At 69.2% G+C, this 20,961-nt stretch carries 14 protein-coding genes; 4 read left to right on the top strand and 10 right to left on the bottom strand.

All coding sequences use genetic code 11. From position 1 onward, the window contains the following. The first annotated feature begins 59 nt into the window (after positions 1–59). Positions 60–1,556 carry an MFS transporter gene (locus AC069I_RS11900; RefSeq protein WP_478265405.1) on the top strand — a complete coding sequence of 499 codons (1,497 nt, stop codon included), beginning with the start codon at positions 60–62 and terminating at the stop codon, positions 1,554–1,556. Positions 1,557–1,621: 65 nt separating this feature from the next. Here the strand turns inward: AC069I_RS11900 and ftsY are convergent, their stop codons facing one another. After that, positions 1,622–2,932, bottom strand: coding sequence for a signal recognition particle-docking protein FtsY (gene ftsY / locus AC069I_RS11895; protein WP_478225634.1), 1,311 nt, complete (start codon positions 2,930–2,932; stop codon positions 1,622–1,624). Between the two features lie 152 nt (positions 2,933–3,084). On the opposite strand from ftsY, the gene AC069I_RS11890 reads away from it, so the two are divergent. Next, on the top strand, positions 3,085–4,302 hold the full coding sequence (locus AC069I_RS11890; RefSeq protein WP_478225635.1) for an anhydro-N-acetylmuramic acid kinase: 1,218 nt from the start codon (positions 3,085–3,087) through the stop codon (positions 4,300–4,302). Between the two features lie 9 nt (positions 4,303–4,311). Next, positions 4,312–5,895: a sodium:solute symporter gene (locus tag AC069I_RS11885; RefSeq protein ID WP_478225636.1), complete on the top strand. Its 1,584-nt coding sequence runs from the start codon at positions 4,312–4,314 to the stop codon at positions 5,893–5,895. A 70-nt stretch (positions 5,896–5,965) separates the two neighbouring features. Here AC069I_RS11885 and smc read toward each other — a convergent pair whose 3' ends face one another. The 9 genes from smc to kdpF form a co-directional block, all read right to left on the bottom strand. After that, positions 5,966–9,565 carry a chromosome segregation protein SMC gene (gene smc / locus AC069I_RS11880; protein WP_478225637.1) on the bottom strand — a complete coding sequence of 1,200 codons (3,600 nt, stop codon included), beginning with the start codon at positions 9,563–9,565 and terminating at the stop codon, positions 5,966–5,968. Between the two features lie 88 nt (positions 9,566–9,653). Next, the gene (locus AC069I_RS11875) at positions 9,654–9,941 is read right to left on the bottom strand and encodes an acylphosphatase (RefSeq protein WP_478225638.1); all 288 of its coding nucleotides are present in this window, start codon (positions 9,939–9,941) and stop codon (positions 9,654–9,656) included. A 253-nt stretch (positions 9,942–10,194) separates the two neighbouring features. Next, positions 10,195–10,716 (bottom strand): hypothetical protein, encoded by a 522-nt coding sequence (locus AC069I_RS11870; RefSeq protein WP_478265404.1) that lies wholly within the window; start codon positions 10,714–10,716, stop codon positions 10,195–10,197. 132 nt (positions 10,717–10,848) lie between these two features. Next, a complete protein-coding gene (locus AC069I_RS11865) occupies positions 10,849–11,550 on the bottom strand; it encodes a response regulator (protein WP_126733454.1) in 702 nt (233 codons plus the stop codon). Further along, the gene (locus tag AC069I_RS11860; protein WP_478225640.1) at positions 11,547–14,132 is read right to left on the bottom strand and encodes a DUF4118 domain-containing protein; all 2,586 of its coding nucleotides are present in this window, start codon (positions 14,130–14,132) and stop codon (positions 11,547–11,549) included. The genes AC069I_RS11865 and AC069I_RS11860 overlap by 4 nt, the downstream gene beginning before the upstream one ends. 5 nt (positions 14,133–14,137) lie before the next feature. Next, on the bottom strand, positions 14,138–14,749 hold the full coding sequence (locus tag AC069I_RS11855) for a potassium-transporting ATPase subunit C (protein WP_478225641.1): 612 nt from the start codon (positions 14,747–14,749) through the stop codon (positions 14,138–14,140). 3 nt (positions 14,750–14,752) lie between these two features. Further along, positions 14,753–16,846 (bottom strand): potassium-transporting ATPase subunit KdpB, encoded by a 2,094-nt coding sequence (gene kdpB / locus AC069I_RS11850; protein WP_478231509.1) that lies wholly within the window; start codon positions 16,844–16,846, stop codon positions 14,753–14,755. 160 nt (positions 16,847–17,006) lie between these two features. Further along, positions 17,007–18,668 (bottom strand): potassium-transporting ATPase subunit KdpA, encoded by a 1,662-nt coding sequence (gene kdpA, locus AC069I_RS11845; protein ID WP_478225643.1) that lies wholly within the window; start codon positions 18,666–18,668, stop codon positions 17,007–17,009. Then, positions 18,668–18,769 (bottom strand): K(+)-transporting ATPase subunit F, encoded by a 102-nt coding sequence (gene kdpF / locus AC069I_RS11840; protein WP_020630647.1) that lies wholly within the window; start codon positions 18,767–18,769, stop codon positions 18,668–18,670. Before kdpF ends, kdpA begins: the two co-directional genes overlap by 1 nt. 344 nt (positions 18,770–19,113) lie before the next feature. On the opposite strand from kdpF, the gene asnB reads away from it, so the two are divergent. Further along, on the top strand, positions 19,114–20,946 hold the full coding sequence (gene asnB, locus AC069I_RS11835) for an asparagine synthase (glutamine-hydrolyzing) (protein WP_478265403.1): 1,833 nt from the start codon (positions 19,114–19,116) through the stop codon (positions 20,944–20,946). Positions 20,947–20,961: the final 15 nt, after the last annotated feature.

The raw sequence follows: 20,961 nt of genomic DNA, 5'->3' as shown, positions 1-20,961 counted from the left end.
CTGCGTACAGTGTGCGCATCAGTCGAACAACGTACGCAAACACTTCTGGGGGTATCCCGATGAACGAGCCCGTCCGCGATCCACGCCGCTGGTGGATCCTGATCGTGCTATGCCTGAGCACGCTCGTGCTGGTCGTCGACAACATGGTGCTGACGGTCGCCGTGCCGCCGCTGGCCGAAGATCTCGGGGCCAGTGCCCAGGACACCCAGTGGATCTTGGACTCCTACATCCTGGTGTTCGCCGGCCTGCTGCTCACGTCGGGAAGTCTCGGCGACCGGTTCGGGCGCCGGAAGGTGATGCTCATCGGGCTCGTCCTGTTCGGGGTGGCCTCACTCGTCGCCGCGTTCGCCGCGAATCCGCTCGAACTGATCGTTTCCCGCGCGGTGATGGGCGTCGGCGGCGCGCTGATCATGCCGAGCACGCTGTCGATCCTGATCACCGTCTTCGACGACGAAGAGCGCCGCAAGGCGATGGCGGCCTGGAGCGCGGTCGCGATGATCGGCCTGATCGGCGGCCCGGTGCTGGGCGGCGTGCTGATCGCGTGGTTCTGGTGGGGCGCGGTGTTCCTGATCAACGTGCCGATCGTCGTCATCGCCGTGCTCGCCGCGCTGACCCTGATGCCGGAGTCCAAGGGCCCGTGGCAGAAGCCGGACCCGCTGGGCGCGATCCTGTCCGCGACCGGCATGGTCGCACTGGTCTGGACGATCATCGAACTGCCCAAGCACGGCATCACCGAGGCCGGAACGCTGATCCCGCTGGCGATCGCGGTGGTGAGCCTGACCGGCTTCGTGTTCTGGGAGCGGCACACGCCGTCGCCGATGGTCCCGCTCAAGCTGTTCCGCAAGCGCAACTTCAGCGGCGGCAGCCTGTCGCTCACGCTGGTGCAGATCGGCAACGGCGGGCTGCTGCTGCTTCTGACCCAGTACCTGCAGTTCGTGCTCGGCTACACCCCGACCGAGGCGGGTCTCGCGTTCATCCCGATGGCCGTCGCGTCGCTGCTCTTCAACACCCTCGGCGCCACACTGGGCCAGAAGATCGGCAACCGCGCACTGGCCACCGTCGGGATGACCGTGATGGCCGGCGGCTTCGGCCTGCTCGCGACGATGTCGGCGAGCGAAGGTTTCCTGCTGCCCGCGATCGCGCTGTTCCTGCTCGGCGCCGGCGGCGGGCTGGCGATGCCGGCGGCGATCGCGGCGCTGATGGGCGAGGTCCCGGAAGAGCAGGCCGGTGTCGGCTCCGCGCTCAACGACACAATCCAGCAGCTGGGCGCCGCGCTCGGCATCGCGATCCTGGGCAGCGTCGTGTCGGGCCTGTTCACCGCGAACATGCCCGAGTCCGCCCCGGCGCAGGCACGGCTTTCGATCGGTGACGCCTTCGCGATCGGTGACGGCGGCCTCATCACCGCGGCCCGCGAGTCGTTCACCTCGGCGATGTCGACCACGTTCCTGGTGAGCGCGGTGGGCGTGCTGGCCGCGGCGGTGGTCGCGTTCCTGGTGATGCGGGACAAGAAGACCGCACCGGTTCCGGCCAGCGAGAACGTCCCAGTCACGGCCTGACACGCGCTATGAAAGGTCCTTTCCTTGCAAATTTTGCAAGGAAAGGACCTTTCATAGCATTTGGACTAGCTGCTGAGCAGAGCCTCGACGAACGCGCCCGGCTCGAACGGCGCCAGATCGTCCGGTCCTTCACCGAGGCCGACCAGCTTGACCGGCACCCCGAGTTCGCGCTGCACCTGGAAGACGATGCCGCCCTTCGCGGTGCCGTCCAGTTTGGTCAGGACGATGCCGGTGACGTCGATGACCTCCGAGAACACGCGAGCCTGCATCAGCCCGTTCTGCCCGGTGGTGGCGTCGAGCACCAGCAGCACCTCGTCGACCTTCGCCTGCTTCTCGACGACTCGCTTGACCTTGCCCAGCTCGTCCATCAAGCCGGTCTTGGTGTGCAGACGGCCTGCCGTGTCGACCAGGACCGCGTCCACGCCCGCCTCGGTGCCGCGTTTGACGGCGTCGAAGGCGACCGCCGCCGGGTCCGCGCCTTCCTTGCCGCGTACGACCTCCGCGCCGACCCGCTCGGCCCACGTCTGGAGCTGGTCCGCCGCGGCGGCGCGGAAGGTGTCGGCCGCGCCGAGCACCACGGTGCTCCCCTGCGCGACGAGCACCCGGGCGAGTTTGCCGGTGGTGGTGGTCTTGCCGGTGCCATTGACCCCGGCGACCAGCACCACGGCGGGCTGCTTCACTCCGTCGACGGTGTGCGGCAGCGCGCGGACGGCCCGGACCGCGTCGGTCGACAGGGCGGAGGTCAGCACCTCCTGCAGCACCGCGCGCGCGTCCTCGGAGGTCCGCACCGCGCGGCGCTTCAGCTCGTCACGAAGGCGCTCGACGATCTCAGTGGTCGTCGCGGCACCCAGGTCCGCCATGAGCAGCGTGTCTTCGACGTCCTGCCAGGAATCCTCGTCCAGGTCACCGGCGCCCAGCAGGCCGAGCAGGCTCTGCCCGAATACCGAACGGGACTTGCCCAGCCTGCCGCGCAGCCGCTCGAGGCGGCCGGTCGCCGGGGCGATCTCCTCGGCGGGGGCGGGAGCCGGCGCGGGCGCCACATCCTCGGCCGGTTCGGGAAGTTCGACGTCGCGCACCGTGCGCTGCGCGGAATCCCTCGGCACCGCCGCGTCGTCCCCGACGGCGGGCTGCCCGTCGGTCTCCGGACGATCCTCGACCGGGTGCTCCGGTTCCTCGGTCTTCTCGCCGCCGGGGGCGAGAGCGATCCCGCCGGTCGCGGTATAACCGCCGCCCTTCGGCTTCTCGACGACGTCGGCAGCCTTGGACTCGTCCAGGCTGATCCGGCGGCGGCGCGCGATGAACAGCCCGGCCACCAGAACGGCGACCAGGACCACGACGGCAACGACAACGATCCAGAACCAGGGGGTACTCGACACGGCGCCATCCTCGCATCCGCACCCCATCGCGCTCAGACGCCCCATGGGAAGGAAGCCGATCTTGTCAAGCATCCACTGGATAGGACTCATTTCGGACAAGAAGAAACGGTCCGGCTTGCGCGATCTCCGGAACGACGGCTAGACCACTCCGAATGACGGTTTCTTCCGGCACTGGGGTCCGGGTGATCGGGCTCATCTCCGGCACGTCGATCGACGGGATCGACGTGGCGGCCGCCGAACTGCACGCCGACGGGGGCACCGTGGTGCTCTCCCCGCTCGGCCGACTGGAAGTCCCTTATCCCGAAGAGCTCCGCGAGGCCTTGCTCGCCGCCCTGCCGCCGAATCCCTGCGACGCCGGGCAGCTCACGAAACTCGACACCCTGGTAGGCCAGGCCTTCGCCGAGGCCGCCGTGCGCGGGGTCGAGGAGCTGGCCGGTGGCGCGGCGGACGTCGTCGCCTCGCTGGGCCAGACGGTGTTCCACTGGGTCGAAGACGGCATCGCGCGCGGCACGCTGCAACTGGGGAACCCCGCGTGGATCGCCGAACGCACCGGACTGCCGGTGGTGGCCGACCTGCGCGTCCGGGACGTCGCCGCCGGCGGGCACGGCGCGCCGCTCGCCAGCACGCTGGACGCGTTGTGGTTACGGGAAATGGCCGCTTCCGGCCCGGTCGCGGCGCTGAACATCGGCGGGATCGCGAACATCACGGTGGTCCCCGAAAACGGCACTGCCGGCGCCGTCCTCGCCTACGACACCGGCCCGGGCAACGCGTTGATGGACATCGCCGCGCACCGCGTCACCGGGCTGCGCGCCGACATCGACGGTGCGCTCGCCCTGCGCGGAACGGTGCGGCCCGACCTGCTGGCGAAACTCCTGCTCGAGCCCTACTACGCGGCCGCGCCGCCGAAGTCCACCGGCAAGGAACTGTTCCACGCCACGTATCTCGACAAGGCGCTCGACGGGCTCCCGCCGATCGGCGCGGAAGACCTCCTCGCGACACTGACCGAACTGACCGCCGTGACCATCGCCGCGGAATGCCGTCGCCACTCCATCGCCACGGTGATCGTCTCCGGCGGCGGCGCCGACAACCCGGCGCTGATGGCCGCGCTCGCCAGGAACCTGCCGGATACGGCGCTGAAGACCAGCGACGACCACGGGCTGCCCCGCGCGGGCAAAGAGGCATACCTGACCATTCTCCTCGGCTGGCTGACCTGGTCCGGCGTCCCGGGGAATCTCCCGTCGGCGACCGGCGCCCGCGGCGACCGGCTGCTCGGCAGCATCACCCCGGGCGCGGGTCCCCTGCGGCTTCCCGCGCCGCACAGCTCAACCGTGACCCGGTTACGGGTAGCGGCGAAGACCGGCGAGCGATAGGAGATACGGATGCGCGCACTTGACCTCGCGATCATCGGGCTTTTTCTGGTCGGCATGCCCTTGCTGGGCGTCTGGATCGGCGGCAAACAGAAATCCGGCTCCGACTACTTCGTCGGCGAAGGCAAGATCTCCTGGTGGGTGGCCTGCCTCTCGGTGGTCTCCGCGGAGACGTCCACCCTCACCGTGCTCTCCGTGCCGACGGTGGCCTACATCGCCACCCCCGGCGACGGCGGGATGACGTACCTGGCACTGGCGATCGGGTACATCGCGGGCCGGATCGTGGTGTCGATGGTGCTGTTGCCGCGATACGTGGCGGGCAATCTGGTCACCGCCTACGCCTTCCTCGGCAAGCGCTTCGGCAGCGGGCTGCAGGGCACCGCGTCGGTGACCTTCCTGCTCACCCGCACGCTGGCCGACGGCATCCGGCTGTTCGCCACCGCGATCCCGATCAAGGTGGTGATGGCGGCCTACGGCCTGAACGTCTCGTACTGGACCATCGTCGTGGGACTCGGTATCGCGATGGTGCTCTACAGCTTCTTCGGCGGGGTCCGCGCGGTCGTCTGGGTCGACGCGATCCAGATGCTCTGGTACGTCCTCGGCGCGGTCGTGGTGATCTGGGCGATCTCCGGCAGGCTGCCCGACGGCTGGTTCGGCAAGGCCGTCGACGCGAACAAGTTCCAGATCTTCGACTTCTCCTCGAACATGCTCACCGGCCAGTACGCGTTCTTCACCGCGTTGATCGGTGGCGCGGTGCTCTCGATGGCGTCGCACGGTTCGGACCAGCTGATCGTGCAGCGCCTCCAGGCCACCAACGATCTGCGCGCCGCGCGGAAGGCCTTGGTCGCCAGCGGTTTCGTGGTGTTCCTGCAGTTCGCGCTGTTCCTGTTCATCGGTGTGCTGCTGTGGGCGCTGTACAACGGTCTCGCCCCGACGAAGCCGAAGCCGGAAGGACTGGGGCTGGCCAACAAGGACGAACTGTTCGCGAACTTCATCGTGAACGACCTGCCGAGCGGTCTGTCCGGGTTCGTCATCGCGGGGATCCTCGCCGCCGCACTGAGTTCGTCGCTCGGCGCGCTGGCCTCGTCCACGGTGACCGACGTCTACGAACGGGTGATCGGCCGGGAGCTCCCGGAAGCCGACCGGCTGAAGCACGGCCGGATCTGGACGATCGTCTGGGCGGGCGCGCTGATCCTGTGCGCGGGTTTCTTCGCCTCCTCCAACAAGACCTCGGCCGACCCGATCGTGGTGCAGGCGCTCGGCATCACCGGCTACACCTACGGCGCGCTGCTCGGCGCGTTCCTCTTGGGCCTGCTGATCAAGCGGGCGAGGCAGGCGGACGCGATCGTGGCGTTCGTGTCGACGGTGATCGTGATGGCCTTCCTCATCCTGGGTGTCAAGTTCAACAAACCGGACGGCAGCCTGATCGGCGTCGACTTCAGCAAGGCGTCCGGGAACACCGTGGCGCTGGCGTGGCCGTGGTACACGCTGTGCGGTGTGGTGATCACGCTCGTGGTGGGCGGGTTGCTGTCGCTGCGGCACGGGAGCGTGGACCCGCTGGCCGAGCCGGACGTGAAGGAGTCCACGCCGGTTTAGCCGGTCCCGGACGACATGAAAGGTCCCTTCATTGCAAATTTTGCGATGAAGGGGCCTTTCATAGCACGCGCTAAGCGGGAACCGGGTCCTCTTCGGAGGTACGCAGCCGCTGCGAGATCACCTTCGTGATGCCGTCGCCCTGCATCGAAACGCCGTACAGCGCGTCGGCGATCTCCATGGTCGGCTTCTGGTGGGTGATGATGATCAGCTGCGACGAGTCCCGCAGCTGCTCCAGCAGCCCGATCAGCCGCCGCATGTTGGTGTCGTCGAGCGCGGCCTCTACCTCGTCCATGACGTAGAAGGGCGAAGGCCGGGCGCGGAAGATCGCCACCAGCATGCCGACGGCGACGAGCGACTTCTCGCCACCGGAGAGCAGCGAGAGCCGCTTGACCTTCTTGCCCGGCGGGCGCGCTTCGACGTCGACACCGGTGGAAAGCAGGTCGTTGGGCTGCGTGAGCACCATGCGCCCCTCGCCACCCGGGAACAGCACGCCGAACACGGTCTCGAATTCGCGCGCGACATCCTCGTACGCCGACGCGAAGACCTCGAGGATCTTTTCGTCGACCTGCTTGATGACGGCTTCGAGGTCCTTGCGGGTGTCCTTGAGGTCTTCGAGCTGGGTCGAGAGGAACTTGTAGCGCTCTTCCAGCGCCGCGAACTCCTCCAGCGCCAGCGGGTTGACCTTGCCCAGCAGGCTCAGGTCCTTCTCCGCGCGCTTCGCCCGGCGGGCCTGGGTGTCGCGGTCGAACGGCATGGGCGGCGGCGGGGTGACGTCCTCGCCGCGTTCCTTGGCGGCCTCGTACTCGGCCATCTCCCCCGCGCTCGGCGGCACGGGAACGTCCGGGCCGTACTCGGTGACGAGGTCCTCGAGGCCGATGCCGAAGTCTTCGGCGATCTTGGTTTCGAGCTGTTCCAGCCGCAGCCGCTGCTCGGCGCGCAGCACCTCGTCGCGGTGGACGGCGTCGGTGAGCTTCTCGAGTTCACCGGTCAGCTCGCGGACCTTGCTGCGGACCTGGGTCAGCGCGGTCTCCCGCGACTGCCGCTGCGCCTGCGCCTCGTCCCGTTCGTGGGCGGCGCGCTGCACGGAGACCTCGATGCGCTCCAGCGCGATCTCGCCGCCGTTGACCACCGCGTTGGCGATCTCGGCGCCGCGTTTCCGCGCGGCCCTGGACTTTTCGGCGCGTTCGCGTGCCTGCCGCTCGGCGTGCGCGGCCCGGCGGAGCGATTCGGCCTTGCCCTGGATGCTCCGTGCGCGCTCCTCGGCGGTACGCAGCGCGAGCCGGGATTCCATCTCCTCCTGGCGGACCGTGCCGAGGTCTTCGGCGGCCTGGTCGCGCTCGGCGGTGTCCGGATCCTCGTCGACTTCCTGGTCGGCGACGGCGGCCAGCCGCTCTTCGAGTTCGGCGAGCTGCCGCAGCGCCTCTTCGCGGCTCTGCTCGACCTTGGCGCGCTGGTTGCTCAGCCGGTCCATTTCGGCCTGCGCGGCACGCGCGGCCTGCTGCATCCGGTTCAGCCGCTCGGACGAGCGCGCCTTGCGGACCTTCGCGTCCCCGAGCGCTTCCTTGGCCCTGCCGACCTCTTCGCGCCGGGCAGCCTGTCCGGCGCGGGCGCCTTCGAGTTCCGCGGCGGTGCGTTCCAGCGCGCGCTCGGCGGCGCTCAGCCGATCGCCCGCCTCGTCGACCGCGGCCTGCACCTCGATGACGCTCTCGCTGCGGGCGGAACCACCGACCGCCCAGCGCGCGCCGAAGACGTCGCCTTCGGGCGTGACCGTGCTGACTTCGGGATACACCTCGACGAGACGGCGCGCCGACTCCAGACCGTCCACAATGGCCACCCGATCGAGCGCGTGCTCGACGGCGGACCGCAACGCGGGCGGCGCGGTGACCACTTCACGCGCCCAGCGCGCGCCTTCGGGAAGCGAAGGCCAGCCGCTCGTGTCCACAGTGGACTCCAGGCCGCCGAGCAGGATCCCCGCGCGCCCGGAGTCGTGGTCCTTCAAGAACTTCAGCGCGGCGAGTGCGTCTTCGCCACCGTTGACCGCGACCGCGTCGGCGACCGGGCCGAGTGCCGCGGCCAGCGCGACCTCGTGGCCGGCTTCGACGGTGAGCAGCGCGGCGACCGAACCGAGCAGGCCCGGCAGTTCGTGCTGCGCGCCGAGCAGCGCCCCGGCACCGTCCTTGCGCCGCAGGCCCATCGACAACGCCTCCACGCGGGCCTTCTCCGACGCGATCTCACGTTCGGCGGCCCGCTCGGCCTTGACCAGCTCCTCGACCCGCGCCTTGGCGGCGTTGTTGGCCTCCACGGCGCGGTCGTGATGGGCCTGCAGGTCGGAGTCGTCGGATTCCTCGACGCCACCGGCGGCCTTGGCCTCTTCGAGCTCCTCGACGGCGATCTCCGCCCGCTCGGCCGCCTCTTCGAGCGACACGGTGAGCCGGTCGATCTCGTCGGACGTGGCGCCGTTCTTGCTGCGCAGCGCCTCGACCTGACCGGACAGCTTCGCGAGACCTTCCCGGCGGTCGGCGATCGCGCGGACGGCGGCCATATGCGCGCGCTCGGCGGCCTGGACGAGATGTTCGAGCTGCTCGCGCCGCTGGACGGTCTCCGAAAGCACCATCCGGGCCTCGGCGACGGCCTCGTTCAGCTCCTGCTCTCGTTCGGCGACCTGCTCGGCCTCGGCGAGCAGCTCGTCGGGGTCGCGGCCGGTGCTCGCCTGCTGCACGTCGGACGACAGGTGCCGCTGACGCTCCAGCGCGAGCCGCACGGTGCCCCGCAACCGCTCGGTCAAGGCGGAAAGCTTGTACCAAGTCTCCTGTGCGGCGGCCAGCTTCGGCGCGTCCTCGGCCAGCGACGCTTCGAGCTCGGCCTCCTCGGCGGCGACGATCTCCAGCGCCTGCTCGACCTCGGAGCGCCGCTGACGCGCGACACGTTCGTCCGCCTCTTCCTTGGCGATGCCTTCGCGCTGGGTGACCAGGTCGTGGGCGAACAGCCGCAGCCGCGCGTCGCGCAGTTCGGACTGCACCCACTGCGCCTTGCGGGCGATCTCGGCCTGCTTGCCCAGTGGTTTGAGCTGACGGCGGAGCTCGGTGGTGAGGTCGCCGAGGCGGTCGAGGTTGCCCTGCATGTTCGCGAGCTTGCGCAGGGTCTGTTCCTTGCGCTTGCGGTGCTTGAGGACGCCGGCGGCCTCTTCGATGAAGGCGCGGCGCTCCTCGGGCTTCGATTCGAGGATCGCCGAAAGCTGCCCCTGCCCGACGATGACGTGCATCTCGCGGCCGATACCGGAGTCCGACAGCAGTTCCTGCACGTCCATCAGGCGGCAGCGGTCGCCATTGATTTCGTACTCGCTCGCGCCGTCACGGAACATCCGGCGGGTGATCGAGACCTCGGAGTACTCGATGGGCAGCGCGCCGTCGGCGTTGTCGATGGTGAGGGTGACCTCGGCGCGCCCGAGCGGGGCACGGCCGGCGGTCCCGGCGAAGATGACGTCCTCCATCTTGCCGCCGCGCAGGTCCTTCGCGCCCTGGGTGCCCATGACCCAGCGGAGCGCGTCGAGGACGTTCGACTTGCCGGAGCCGTTCGGCCCGACCACACAGGTGATGCCCGGCTCGAAACGCAACGTCGTCGCCGAGGCGAAGGACTTGAAGCCCTTGAGCGTCAGGCTCTTCAGGTGCACGTCGTGCTGACCCCTCTGGCTGCGGGAACCGGTCTTTCAATCGACCCAGGCTACCTGTGTGCTCACGGTGATCGTGGGACGCGGGGCTTCAGCGCTCCACGAACCCGCGAAGCCCGCCTTTCGCGGGCGACCACCGCTCGACGACGTGATCCACACTTCCGGGTGATTCCCCGGATCGCAAGGCGGCCAAAAGCCGCTCACAGTGTTCACGATCACCCTCCGCTATCACCTCGACACGCCCGTCCGCCAGATTGGCCGCGCTGCCGACCAACCCCAGCTCAAGCGCCCTACTGCGGGTCCACCAGCGGAAACCGACACCCTGCACCCGGCCGTGCGCCCACGCGGTCAGCCTGGTGTGCGTTACTTCTTCACTCACGTCCCCTATCGTGCACCATGCGGATGAACGCGGAGGGTGAACACAACGTTCGCTGTAGTTCGCAGACGGTGAAGCGGCGGTGATAATCTCCGCGCCGGGTCCCCACTTCGGGCTACCTCGCCCGGGTAGCCGAACTCCCCGAAGCCCCCCATCCGAGGAGCCAGCACATGCCCCGTCCCGACGGGTCTGATCCGAGCGCACGCGTGTCCGTGGCACCGCCGCGCGGCGCCACCGGCAAGCTCAACCGCGCAGGCTACGCCGTACTCGGCGTCAGCGGCCTCGTGGTGGCGACGGCCTTCGCCGCGATCGCCGAACTCGCGGGCCCCGGTGTCTCCGCCACCGCGGGCGGCACCGGCGTCCCCGGCGGCGGACAGGGCATCGCCCCCGCCGGCGTCCAGCTGGTCCCGGGCAACGCCGTCCCCGGCGGCCCGATGACCGTCAGCGGCTCGCCGACCCCGGGCGCGCCCTCCAGCTCGACGGCGCCGCCGACCACGGTGACCTCGGTCGGCGCGGACGGCAAGGAGACGACGAGCGTCGTCACCCCGCCCCCGCCGAACCCGGGCCCCGGCCCTGGTCCCGGCCCGGGCACCACGGTCCTGCCGCCGACCACGACCACGACGACCCCGCCGAAGACCACCACCACGACCACGACGCCGAAGACGACCCCGACCACGACGACCCCGCCGGAGACCTCGTCGGCCCCGCCGGGTGGCGGCTCCAGCTCCAGCGGCGCCCCCAGCGAGTCGACGCCGGGCCGGTCCAGCACGTCGGGCACCGACACGTCCACGAGCAGCGCCCGGTAAGCCTTGGGTCGTGAAGGCCTCCTTGCCTACCTTGAGGGTAGGGAAGGAGGCCTTCACTACTTTGCGGCAGGGTTCGCAACGCGTCAGCCGCCATTCGAACGGGCTCACACTTCGAAGCGGTACCCCATTCCCGGCTCCGTCAGCAGGTGCCGCGGCCGCGAGGGTTCCGGTTCCAGTTTCCGCCGCAGTTGCGCCAGATACACCCGCAGGTAGTGCGACTCGGTCTCGTAGGTCGGGCCCCACACCTCGTGCAGCAGCTGCTTCTGCGCCACCAGACGGCCGCGGTTGCGCACCAGCAGCTCCAGCACTCCCCATTCGGTTTTGGTGAGGTGCACTTCCTTGCCGTCCCGGCGCACCTTCTTCGCCGCGAGGTCGATCCGGAACGATCCCGTGTCCACCACCGCGTCCGCACCGTCCACACCGGACGACGCCGAGCGGCGCACGGCGGCCCGCAGCCGCGCCAGCAGTTCGTCCATGCCGAAGGGTTTGGTGACGTAGTCGTCGGCGCCGGCGTCGAGGGCCTGCACCTTGTCGGCCGAGTCGCCACGCGCGGACAGCACGATGATCGGCACGGTCGTCCAGCCGCGCAGCCCGGCGATCACCTCGGTGCCGTCGAGATCGGGCAGGCCGAGGTCGAGCACGACGACGTCGGGTTTGGTCTCGGCGACGGCTTTCAGCGCGGCCGTCCCGTCGTGCGCGGTGATCACCTTGTAGCCGCGGGCGGACAGGTTGATCCGCAGGGCTCGCACGATCTGCGGTTCGTCGTCGACGACCAGCACGGTCGCCGACGCGGTGTCTGCGCTCATCGCACTCGCTCCTCCTCTTCGTTCTCGAGGCCCTCGTCGTCGAACGCGAGGAGGCTCTTTTCCGGATCCTGACCAACATATGCGGGCAGCGAGATGACGACGGTGAGCCCGCCTCCTGGCGTGTCCTCCGCCCGGATCCGCCCGCCCATCGCCTCGGTGAACCCCTTGGCGACCGACAGCCCCAGTCCCACGCCGGGCACGCTGTCCCGGTCTCCCCCGAGCCGCTGGAACGGCGCGAACGCCGAGTCCGCGGTGCCCTTCTTGAGCCCGCGCCCGTGGTCGACGATGCGCAGTTCGACGTGATTCGAATGCGTGCTGGCGCGGGCCGACACCGGCTCGCCCGAAGCACCGTGCCGCAGCGCGTTGTCGATCACGTTCGCCACCACGCGTTCCAGCAGGCCTGGATCGGCGCAGACCGACGGCAGCCGCGAGTCGATCGCGACGACGACCGACGCCGAGTTGTCCACATTGGACAGGGCGTGCGAGACGACCTCGTCGTAACCGACCGGGCGCAGGTGCGGGCGCACCGCGCCGGTCGCCAGCCGGGATGAGTCGAGCAGGTTGTCGATCAGCCCGGCCAGCCGGTCCGCCGATTCCTCGATCGCTTCGAGTAGCTCGTCAGTGTCCTCTTCGGACAGTGAGATGTCGGTCGCTCGCAGGCTTCCGCTGGCCGCCTTGATGGACGTCAGCGGGGTCCGGAGGTCGTGTCCGACGGCCGACAGCAGGGCCGTGCGGAGCTCGGTCGCCTCGGCCTTGCGCTCGGCCCGGATGGCCGCCTTCGCCGTCCGCTGCTGCCGCAGGGCGAGCAGTGCCTGCCCGGCGACGGCTTCCAGCACTCCCCGGTCCGACGCGGGCAGCGCGCGGCCCCGCAGCGTCAGGTGGACGTCGGCGGTGACCGCGATGTCGACGTCGGCCTGATCCGGGTCGGTGCACGGGTCCGTGCCGGCGTTCGCCACCCGTTTCCACTTCCCGTCCCGCTTTTCCAGCAGGGTCACCGAAGTCAGGCCGAAGTTCTCTCGGACCTTCTCCAGCAGCCGCTCGATCGGGTTGGTGTGCGTGAGCACCGTCCGCGCATAGGAAGCGAGCAGCGCCGCCTCGGTCCGCGCCCGCGCCGCCAGTGTCGCGCGCCGGGCGGCCGTGTCGACGACCGCCGCGACGAGGACCGCCACCAGCACCATCGCGACCAGCGTGATCACGTTCCGCGGTTCGTGGACGGTCAGGGTGTACAGCGGCCGGGTGAAGAAGAAGTTCAGCAGACCGGCCGAGAACACCGCCGCGAGCAGCGCGGGCCCGAGCCCGCCCGCGAGCGCGACCAGTACCGTCGCCAGCATGTAGACGACCACGTCGGTCGAAAAATCGAGTTGCTCCTCCAGCATGACGCCGAGCAACGTCGCCAAGACGGGCAGGACGACGGCGAGCGCCCAGCCCGCCAGCCGCCGCGAGGAAGGAAGCGGGCTCCGGTTGAAGCGGGCGCGCAGCCGTCCGCCCGCTTCGTCGTGCGTGACCATGTGGACGTCGATCGGGCCGGACCGCTGGACCACGGCCGCGCCGATGCCCTCGTCGAACAGCCTCGCCACGCGTGACCGTCGCGAGGTCCCGACCACCAGCTGGGTCGCGTTCACCCCGCGCGCGAAGTCGAGCAGCGCCGTCGGCACGTCGTCACCGACGACGGTGTGGAAGGTCGCGCCGACCTCTTCGGCCAGCTTCCGGTACTTGCCGACCGCCGTCGGCCCCATCCCGGCGAGCCCGTCACCCCGCAGGATGTGCAGTACCTGCAGTTCGGCGCCCGCGCGGTTCGCGATGCGGCTCGCGCGGCGGATGAGCGTCTCGCTCTCCGGTCCGCCGGTGATGGACACGACCACCCGTTCGCGTGCTTCCCACGTGTCGGTGATCTTCTGCTCGGCCCGGTACCGCTGGAGCGCGACGTCCACCTGGTCGGCGACCCACAGCAGCGCGAGTTCCCGCAGCGCGGTGAGGTTGCCGGGACGGAAGTAGTTGCCGAGCGCGGCGTCGATCCGCTCGGCCGGATAGACGTTGCCGTGCGCCAGGCGCCGCCGCAGCGCTTCGGGCGTGATGTCCACCAGCTCCAGCTGTTCGGCCCGCCGCACGACCTCGTCGGGCACCGTCTCCTGCTGGGTGACGCCGGTGATCCGCTCGACGACGTCGTTGAGGCTCTGCAGATGCTGCACGTTCACCGTGGAGAGGACGTCGATCCCGGCGGCGAGGAGTTCGTCGATGTCCTGCCAGCGCTTCTCGTTGCGCGAACCCGGCACGTTGGTGTGCGCGAGTTCGTCGACCACGGCGACCTCGGGCGCGCGGGCGAGCAGCGCGTCGAGGTCCATCTCCTCGAACTCGTGCTCCCGGTGCGCCGACCGGCGGCGCGGCACCGTCTCCAGCCCTTCGACGAGTTCCGCGGTCTTCTTCCGCCCGTGCGTCTCGACCAGGCCGATGACCACGTCGGTGCCCCGATCGAGGCGTCGCCGCGCCTCGCCGAGCATCGCGTAGGTCTTGCCGACGCCCGGGGCCGCGCCGAGGTAGATCCTCAGCTCACCCCGGCGCGGCTTGGTCGTGTTCTCGTCCACGTCTGTCAGTGTGCTCCTCCGGCCGCGTCGCGCACGGCCAAGTTGACCTTCAGCACATTGACGCCCGGCACACCGATCCCGGCGCCGCTCGTGTTCTCCGCCACGAGCTGCCGGACCTTCTCCTCGGACAGGCCCGTGTTCCTGGCCACTCGCGGGATCTGGAGGTCGGCGTAGGCGACGCTGATCGCCGGGTCCATCCCGGAACTCGACGCCGTCACCGCGTCGGCGGGCACCCGCGACTCCTGGACACCCTCGCGGGCGGCGATGAGCTTCTTGCGCTCACCGATCGCGGAGACCAGGTCTTCGTTGTACGGGCCCTTGTTCGACGCGCCGGACGACGACGGGTCACCGGGACCGAGGACGTCCTTCGAGCCCGCGGACGGGCGGTTGTGGAACCACGGGTCCTTGGCCGGGTCGGCGGCGACCGGGTCGACGCCGATCAGGGCCGAGCCGACGGCCTGCCCGTCCTGGGTGATGATCGAGCCTTCCGCGTTGCCTTCGAGGCCGGGGATCCGGGAGATCGCCCAGACACCCAGCGGGTAGACCACGCCCAGCAGGACCGTGAAGACGAGCAGGACACGCAGCCCGGCGAGGGTCTGTTTCAGCAGTGCGTTCATGAGTCACCCGATTCCAGGGATGAGACGGACGAGCAGGTCGATCAGCCAGATCCCGAGGAACGGGCTGACGATCCCGCCGAGGCCGTAGACCAGCAGGTTCCGGCGCAGCAGCGCCGAGGCCGACGACGGCTTGTACCGGACGCCGCGCAGGGCGAGCGGGATCAGCCCGACGATGATCAGGGCGTTGAAGATGACCGCCGAGAGGATCGCCGACTTCGGCGTCGCCAGCTGCATGACGTTGAGCGCGCCGAGCTGGGCGAAGATACCGGTGAACATCGCGGGCAGGATGGCGAAGTACTTCGCGAGGTCGTTGGCGACGCTGAAGGTGGTCAGCGCGCCGCGGGTGATCAGCAGCTGCTTGCCGATCTCCACGATCTCGATCAGCTTCGTCGGGTCGGAGTCGAGGTCCACCATGTTCCCCGCCTCCTTGGCGGCGGAGGTCCCGGTGTTCATCGCGACGCCGACGTCGGACTGCGCGAGCGCCGGGGCGTCGTTCGTACCGTCGCCGGTCATCGCGACCAGCCGCCCGCCCTCCTGTTCCTTCTTGATCAGCGCCATCTTGTCTTCGGGCTTGGCTTCGGCGAGGTAGTCGTCGACGCCCGCGTCCTGCGCGATGGCCTTCGCGGTGAGCGGGTTGTCCCCGGTGATCATGACGGTCTTGATGCCCATGGCGCGGAGCTGGACGAACCGCTCCTTCATCCCGGGTTTGACCACATCGGACAGCCGGATCACGCCGCGCACGAACGCTTGCGCGCCGTCGTACTCGGCGACCACCAGCGGGGTCCCGCCCTGCTGGCTGATCTCGTCGACGACGCGTTCGGTCTCGTCCGGCATTTCGCCGCCGCGTTCGCGGACCCACTCCCGCACCGCCGCGGTGGCGCCCTTGCGGACCTGGCGTTCGCCGATGTCGATGCCGCTCATCCGGGTCTGCGCGGTGAACTCGACGAAGTCCGCGAGCTTCTCGTCGTCGGACGCCGTTTCCGCGAGCCCGTGTTCCCTGGCGACGAGTTCGACGATGCTGCGACCTTCCGGCGTGCCGTCGGCGAGGCTGGACAACCTGGCCACCTTGGCGATGTCGCCCACGGTGGAGGTACCGACCGGGATCAGCTCGGTGGCCTTGCGGTTGCCGAAGGTGATCGTGCCGGTCTTGTCCAGCAACAGCGTCGAGACGTCACCGGCGGCCTCCACCGCGCGACCGCTCGTGGCGAGCACGTTGCGCTGCACCAGCCGGTCCATCCCCGCGATGCCGATCGCGGACAGCAGCGCGCCGATCGTCGTCGGGATCAGGCAGACCAGCAACGCGGTCAGCACGATCACGGACTGCTGACTGCCGGAGTAGCCCGCCATCGGCTGCAAGGCCACCACGGCGAGCAGGAAGATGATCGTGAGCGTCGAGAGCAGGATCGTCAGCGCGATCTCGTTCGGCGTCTTCTGCCTGGAAGCGCCTTCCACCAAAGCGATCATGCGGTCCACAAAGGACTCACCGGGTTTGGTGGTGATCTTCACGACGACGCGGTCCGAGAGCACCGTGGTGCCGCCGGTGACCGCGCACCGGTCGCCGCCCGATTCGCGGATGACCGGGGCCGACTCGCCGGTGATGGCCGATTCGTCGACGGTCGCGATGCCCTCGACGACGTCGCCGTCACCCGGGATGACCTGTCCGGCCTCGACGACCACGAGGTCGCCGACGCGCAGGTCGGCGCCCGGCACGGTCTCCTCGTCGCCGTCCTCGGTGAGACGGCGCGCGACGGTCTCCTTCTTGCTGCGCCGCAGGGTTTCCGCCTGCGCCTTGCCCCGGCCCTCCGCGACGGCCTCGGCGAGGTTCGCGAACAGGACGGTGAACCACAGCCAGATCGTGATGAGGATGGTGAACACGCTCGGGTCGGTGATCGCGAAGACCGTGGTCAGCGCCGAGCCGATCCACACCACGAACATGACCGGGTTCCCGAGCTGATGCTTGGGGTTGAGCTTGCGCAGCGCCTCCGGGAGCGAGGTCAGCAGCTGGCGCGGGCTGAAGATCCCCGCGCCGACCCGGCCGGTGTTCTCCACGTGGTGCTGCGTTATCTCTTCAGGGGTGCGTTCTTGAGTGGCGGTCATGCGAGTGCTGTGTCCTTCGCGAGTTTGCGCGCGGCCGCGATCGCGTCGCCAGAGCGCGGTTTCCGGATGAAGCGCGAGTCCGATGTAATAGCGCCCTGCCGCCCCGATAGCGGGATCTGCCGACCAACGCGCGCGTGGTGGTCTCGGTGCGTGCCGTGACTCATGCCAGTGCTTCCGCTATGGGCCCGAGCGCGAGCGCCGGGATGAAGGTGAGGGCCGCGACGAGCACGATCGTGCCCGCGAGCATCGTGCCGAAGAGCGGTCCGGTGGTGGGTAGCGTGCCGGCGGTCTCCGGAACCTTCCTCTGCGAGGCAAGGGATCCGGCCAGGCACAGCACGGCGAGGATCGGGATGAACCGGCCGAGCAGCATGGCGACGCCGAGCGAGGACTGGAACCAGTCGTTGGTGACGGTGATCCCCGCGAACGCGCTGCCGTTGTTGTTGCCCGCCGACGCGTAGGCGTAGAGCACCTCGGAAAGCCCATGGGCGCCCGGGTTGTTCAAGGCGGCCAGGTTGCCGGGGTTCATCAGCGCGATCCCGGCGCCGAGCAGCACCACCGTCGGCATGGCGAGCATGGAGACCGCCGCGCAGGTGACCTCGCGTTTGCCGAGCTTCTTCCCCAGGTATTCCGGTGTCCGGCCGACCATCAGCCCGGCGAGGAACATCGCGATCACGGCCATCACGAGGATGCCGTAGAGACCGGTGCCCACCCCGCCCGGCGAGATCTCGCCCAGCAGCATGTTGAGCAGGGTTCCGCCACCGCCGAGCCCGCTGTAGCTGTCGTGCATGCTGTTGACCGCGCCGGTGGACGTGCCCGTGGTGCTGTTGGCGAACAGCGAACTCAGGCCGATGCCGAACCGCTGTTCCTTGCCCTCCATGTTCGCCCCGGCGGCCAGCGACGCCGGCCCGCTCGCGTTGGCTTCGGCCAGCCAGGTCACCGCGAGCATCGCGGTCCACAGCCCGGCCATCACCGACAGCAGGACGTAGCCCTGTTTGGTGTTGCCGACGAGCTTGCCGAACGTGCGGGTGAGCGAGACCGGGATGACCAGGATCAGGAAGATCTCGATCAGGTTGGTCCAGGCGTTCGGGTTTTCGAACGGGTGCGAGGAGTTGGCGTTGAAGATGCCGCCGCCGTTGGTGCCGAGTTCCTTGATGGCTTCCTGGCTCGCGGCGGGGGCGAGCGCGATCTTGCTCGTGCTGCCGTCCGGGTTGAGGACGTCGACGCCGCTCTTGAGGCTCTGCACGACGCCGAGCGCGATCAGCACGATCGCCGCCACGAAGGCGATCGGCAGCAGGATCCGGATCGTGCCGCGCGTCAGGTCCACCCAGAAGTTGCCGAGGCGGTCGGTCTTCGAGCGGACGAAACCGCGGACCACCGCGACGGCGACCGCGATCCCGACGGCCGCGGACAGGAAGTTCTGCACGGTCAGCCCGGCCATCTGTACGAAGTGACCCATGGTCGCTTCGGGGCTGTAGGACTGCCAGTTCGTGTTGGTCACGAAGCTGACGGCGGTGTTGAAGGCGACCGCCGGCGAGACCGGTTCCTTGCCCAGGCTCCACGGCAGGATCGCCTGAAGCCGCTGAAGCAGGTACAGGAGCACGACGGAGACGAACGAGAAGCCGATCACGGCGGACGCGTAGGTCTTCCAGTGCTGTTCCGATCCGGGGTTCACCCGGAACAGGCGGTACAGGCCGCGTTCGGCCTTGGTGTGCTTCTCGGTGGAGAAGACCCGCGCCATGTAATCGCCCAGTGGCCGGTAGACCACGGCGAGCGCGACGAGGAGGAGGCCGGCCTGCAGGAGGCCGGCCGCGGTGTCTGACATCAGAATTTCTCCGGCCTGACCAGTGCGATGAACAAATAGACGATCAGCCCCAGCGCCAGCAGTCCGCCGACGACGTTGGCCACGGTTCCCGTGCCGGTCACAGCTTTTCCAGGCCGCGAAGGGTCAGCGCGAGAACCACGAATACGCCGATCAGGAGCACGGCGTAGAGCAAGTCGGCCACTAGGCACCTCTCAGGACAGGTCACCCCATCGGTGACCAGGACCCCGCAACACTGCGCCTGGTACAGACCATCGTGGCCCCTGCCTGACGGCCTCTTGATGCCCCGATCGGGTGCCTTTACGACTTCTTGATGCCCGGTGACGTGCCCCACAGACCGTGACGCACTGCGGACGGAGCGTGCAATTCGGGCAGACAAGCCCGACGAAGCGTGTTACACCGGTGTTACGGATAGTTGTATGCGCTAACTAATCACCGGGAGGTAGCGATGTGCGGAATCGCAGGATGGGTCTCCTTCGATACGGACCTGCTCCAACGCCGTGAGGTCGTCGACGCGATGACCGCGACCATGGCGTGCCGCGGACCGGACGATTCGGGCACCTGGATCCGGCCGAACGTGGCGCTGGGCCACCGCCGGCTGGCGATCATCGACCTGCCGGGCGGCAGGCAGCCGATGGCCGAAGCCGGGCTGGCCGCGATGGTCTACAGCGGCGAGGCGTACAACTTCACCGAGCTGCGCGAGGAACTTCTCAAGCGCGGCCACAGGTTCGAGACCGACAGCGACACCGAGGTCGTGCTCCACGGCTACCTGGAGTGGGGCGACGAGGTCGTCGATCACCTCAACGGCATGTACGCCTTCGCGATCTGGGACGAGCGCGACGAGAAGCTCGTGATGATCCGCGACCGCATGGGCATCAAGCCCTTCTACTACTACCCGACCCCGGACGGCGTCCTCTTCGGTTCCGAGCCGAAGGCGATCCTCGCGAATCCCTTGGCGCGCAAGGTGGTCGACACCGACGGCCTGCGCGAGCTGATGGCCATGACCAAGACCCCCGGCTGGTCGCTGTGGAAGGGCATGCACGAGGTCGGACCGGGCACGATCGTCACCGTCGACCGCTCCGGCATCCGCACGCGGACGTACTGGACGCTCGACGCGAAACAGCACACGGACGACCAGGAGACCACGGTCGAACGGGTCCGCGAGCTGATGACCGACATCGTGCACCGCCAGCTGATCGCCGACGTCCCGCGCTGCGTCCTGCTGTCGGGCGGGCTCGATTCCAGCGCCGTCACCGGTCTCGCCGCCGCGCGGCTGGCCGGACAGGGTGAGCGGCTGCGCACGTTCTCCGTCGATTTCCAGGGCCAGGAGGAGAACTTCCAGCCGGACGAGGTGCGGGACACCCCGGACTCGCCCTACATCCGCGATGTCGCGCGGCTGGTCGGCTCCGACCACAAGGACGTCGTGCTGAACCCGGCCGAGCTCAGCGACCCCGAAGTCCGCCGCAAGGTGCTGGCCGCACGGGACATCCCGGCCGGGCTCGGGGACATGGACACCTCGCTGTACCTGCTGTTCAAGGCGATCCGTGCCGAGTCGACGGTGGCGCTGTCCGGCGAATCCGCCGACGAGGTCTTCGGCGGATACCGCTGGTTCCACGACGAGGCCGCGGTGAATTCGGGGACGTTCCCCTGGCTCGCCTTCCGGATGGGGCTCACCAGTGAGCGGGGCGCCCTCCTGCGCGGCGAGGTCCAGGAGAAGCTGGACCTGCCCGGCTACATCGCCGACCAGTACGCCACCGCCGTCGCCCAGGTCGAGCACCTCGACGGCGAGAGCGAGCAGGACCGCAAGATGCGCACGGTCTGCAACCTGCACCTGAGCCGGTTCGTGCGGATGCTGCTGGACCGCAAGGACCGGGCGTCGATGGCCGTCGGGCTCGAGGTGCGGGTGCCGTTCTGCGACCACCGCCTCGTCGAGTACGTCTACAACACGCCGTGGTCGCTGAAGACGTTCGACGGCAGGGAAAAGAGCCTGCTGCGGCACGCGACCGAACACGTGCTGCCGACGTCCGTGCGGGACAGGGTCAAGAGCCCGTATCCGTCCACTCAGGACCCCGGCTACGCGGCCGCGTTGCAGCAGCAGGCCAAGGAGGCCTTGACCGAACGGGACAACCCGGTGTTCGAGCTGGTGGACCGCGACTGGCTGCACCGGGTGTCCGAAGTGGACCCGGCCACGATGTCGTCGGCCCAGCGCTCCGGGATCGACCGGGCGCTGGACCTCTACCACTGGTTCGACCTGTACCGGCCCGAACTTCAGCTCGACTGAGCACCCCGGTCCACC

The sequence above is a fragment of the Amycolatopsis sp. NPDC043885 genome, assembly GCF_056435685.1.
The sequence above is the reverse complement of the archived record's forward strand: the minus strand, read 5'-3'. Positions and strand labels throughout refer to the sequence as shown.

Coding starts and splice junctions, on each gene's coding strand:
- kdpB (WP_478231509.1), bottom strand. CDS start 16,846: ATGACCGCCACTCAAGAACGCACCCCTGAAGAGATAACGCAGCACCAC.
- AC069I_RS11855 (WP_478225641.1), bottom strand. CDS start 14,749: ATGAACGCACTGCTGAAACAGACCCTCGCCGGGCTGCGTGTCCTGCTC.
- kdpA (WP_478225643.1), bottom strand. CDS start 18,668: ATGTCAGACACCGCGGCCGGCCTCCTGCAGGCCGGCCTCCTCCTCGTC.
- AC069I_RS11890 (WP_478225635.1), top strand. CDS start 3,085: ATGACGGTTTCTTCCGGCACTGGGGTCCGGGTGATCGGGCTCATCTCC.
- AC069I_RS11865 (WP_126733454.1), bottom strand. CDS start 11,550: ATGAGCGCAGACACCGCGTCGGCGACCGTGCTGGTCGTCGACGACGAA.
- AC069I_RS11900 (WP_478265405.1), top strand. CDS start 60: ATGAACGAGCCCGTCCGCGATCCACGCCGCTGGTGGATCCTGATCGTG.
- asnB (WP_478265403.1), top strand. CDS start 19,114: ATGTGCGGAATCGCAGGATGGGTCTCCTTCGATACGGACCTGCTCCAA.
- AC069I_RS11885 (WP_478225636.1), top strand. CDS start 4,312: ATGCGCGCACTTGACCTCGCGATCATCGGGCTTTTTCTGGTCGGCATG.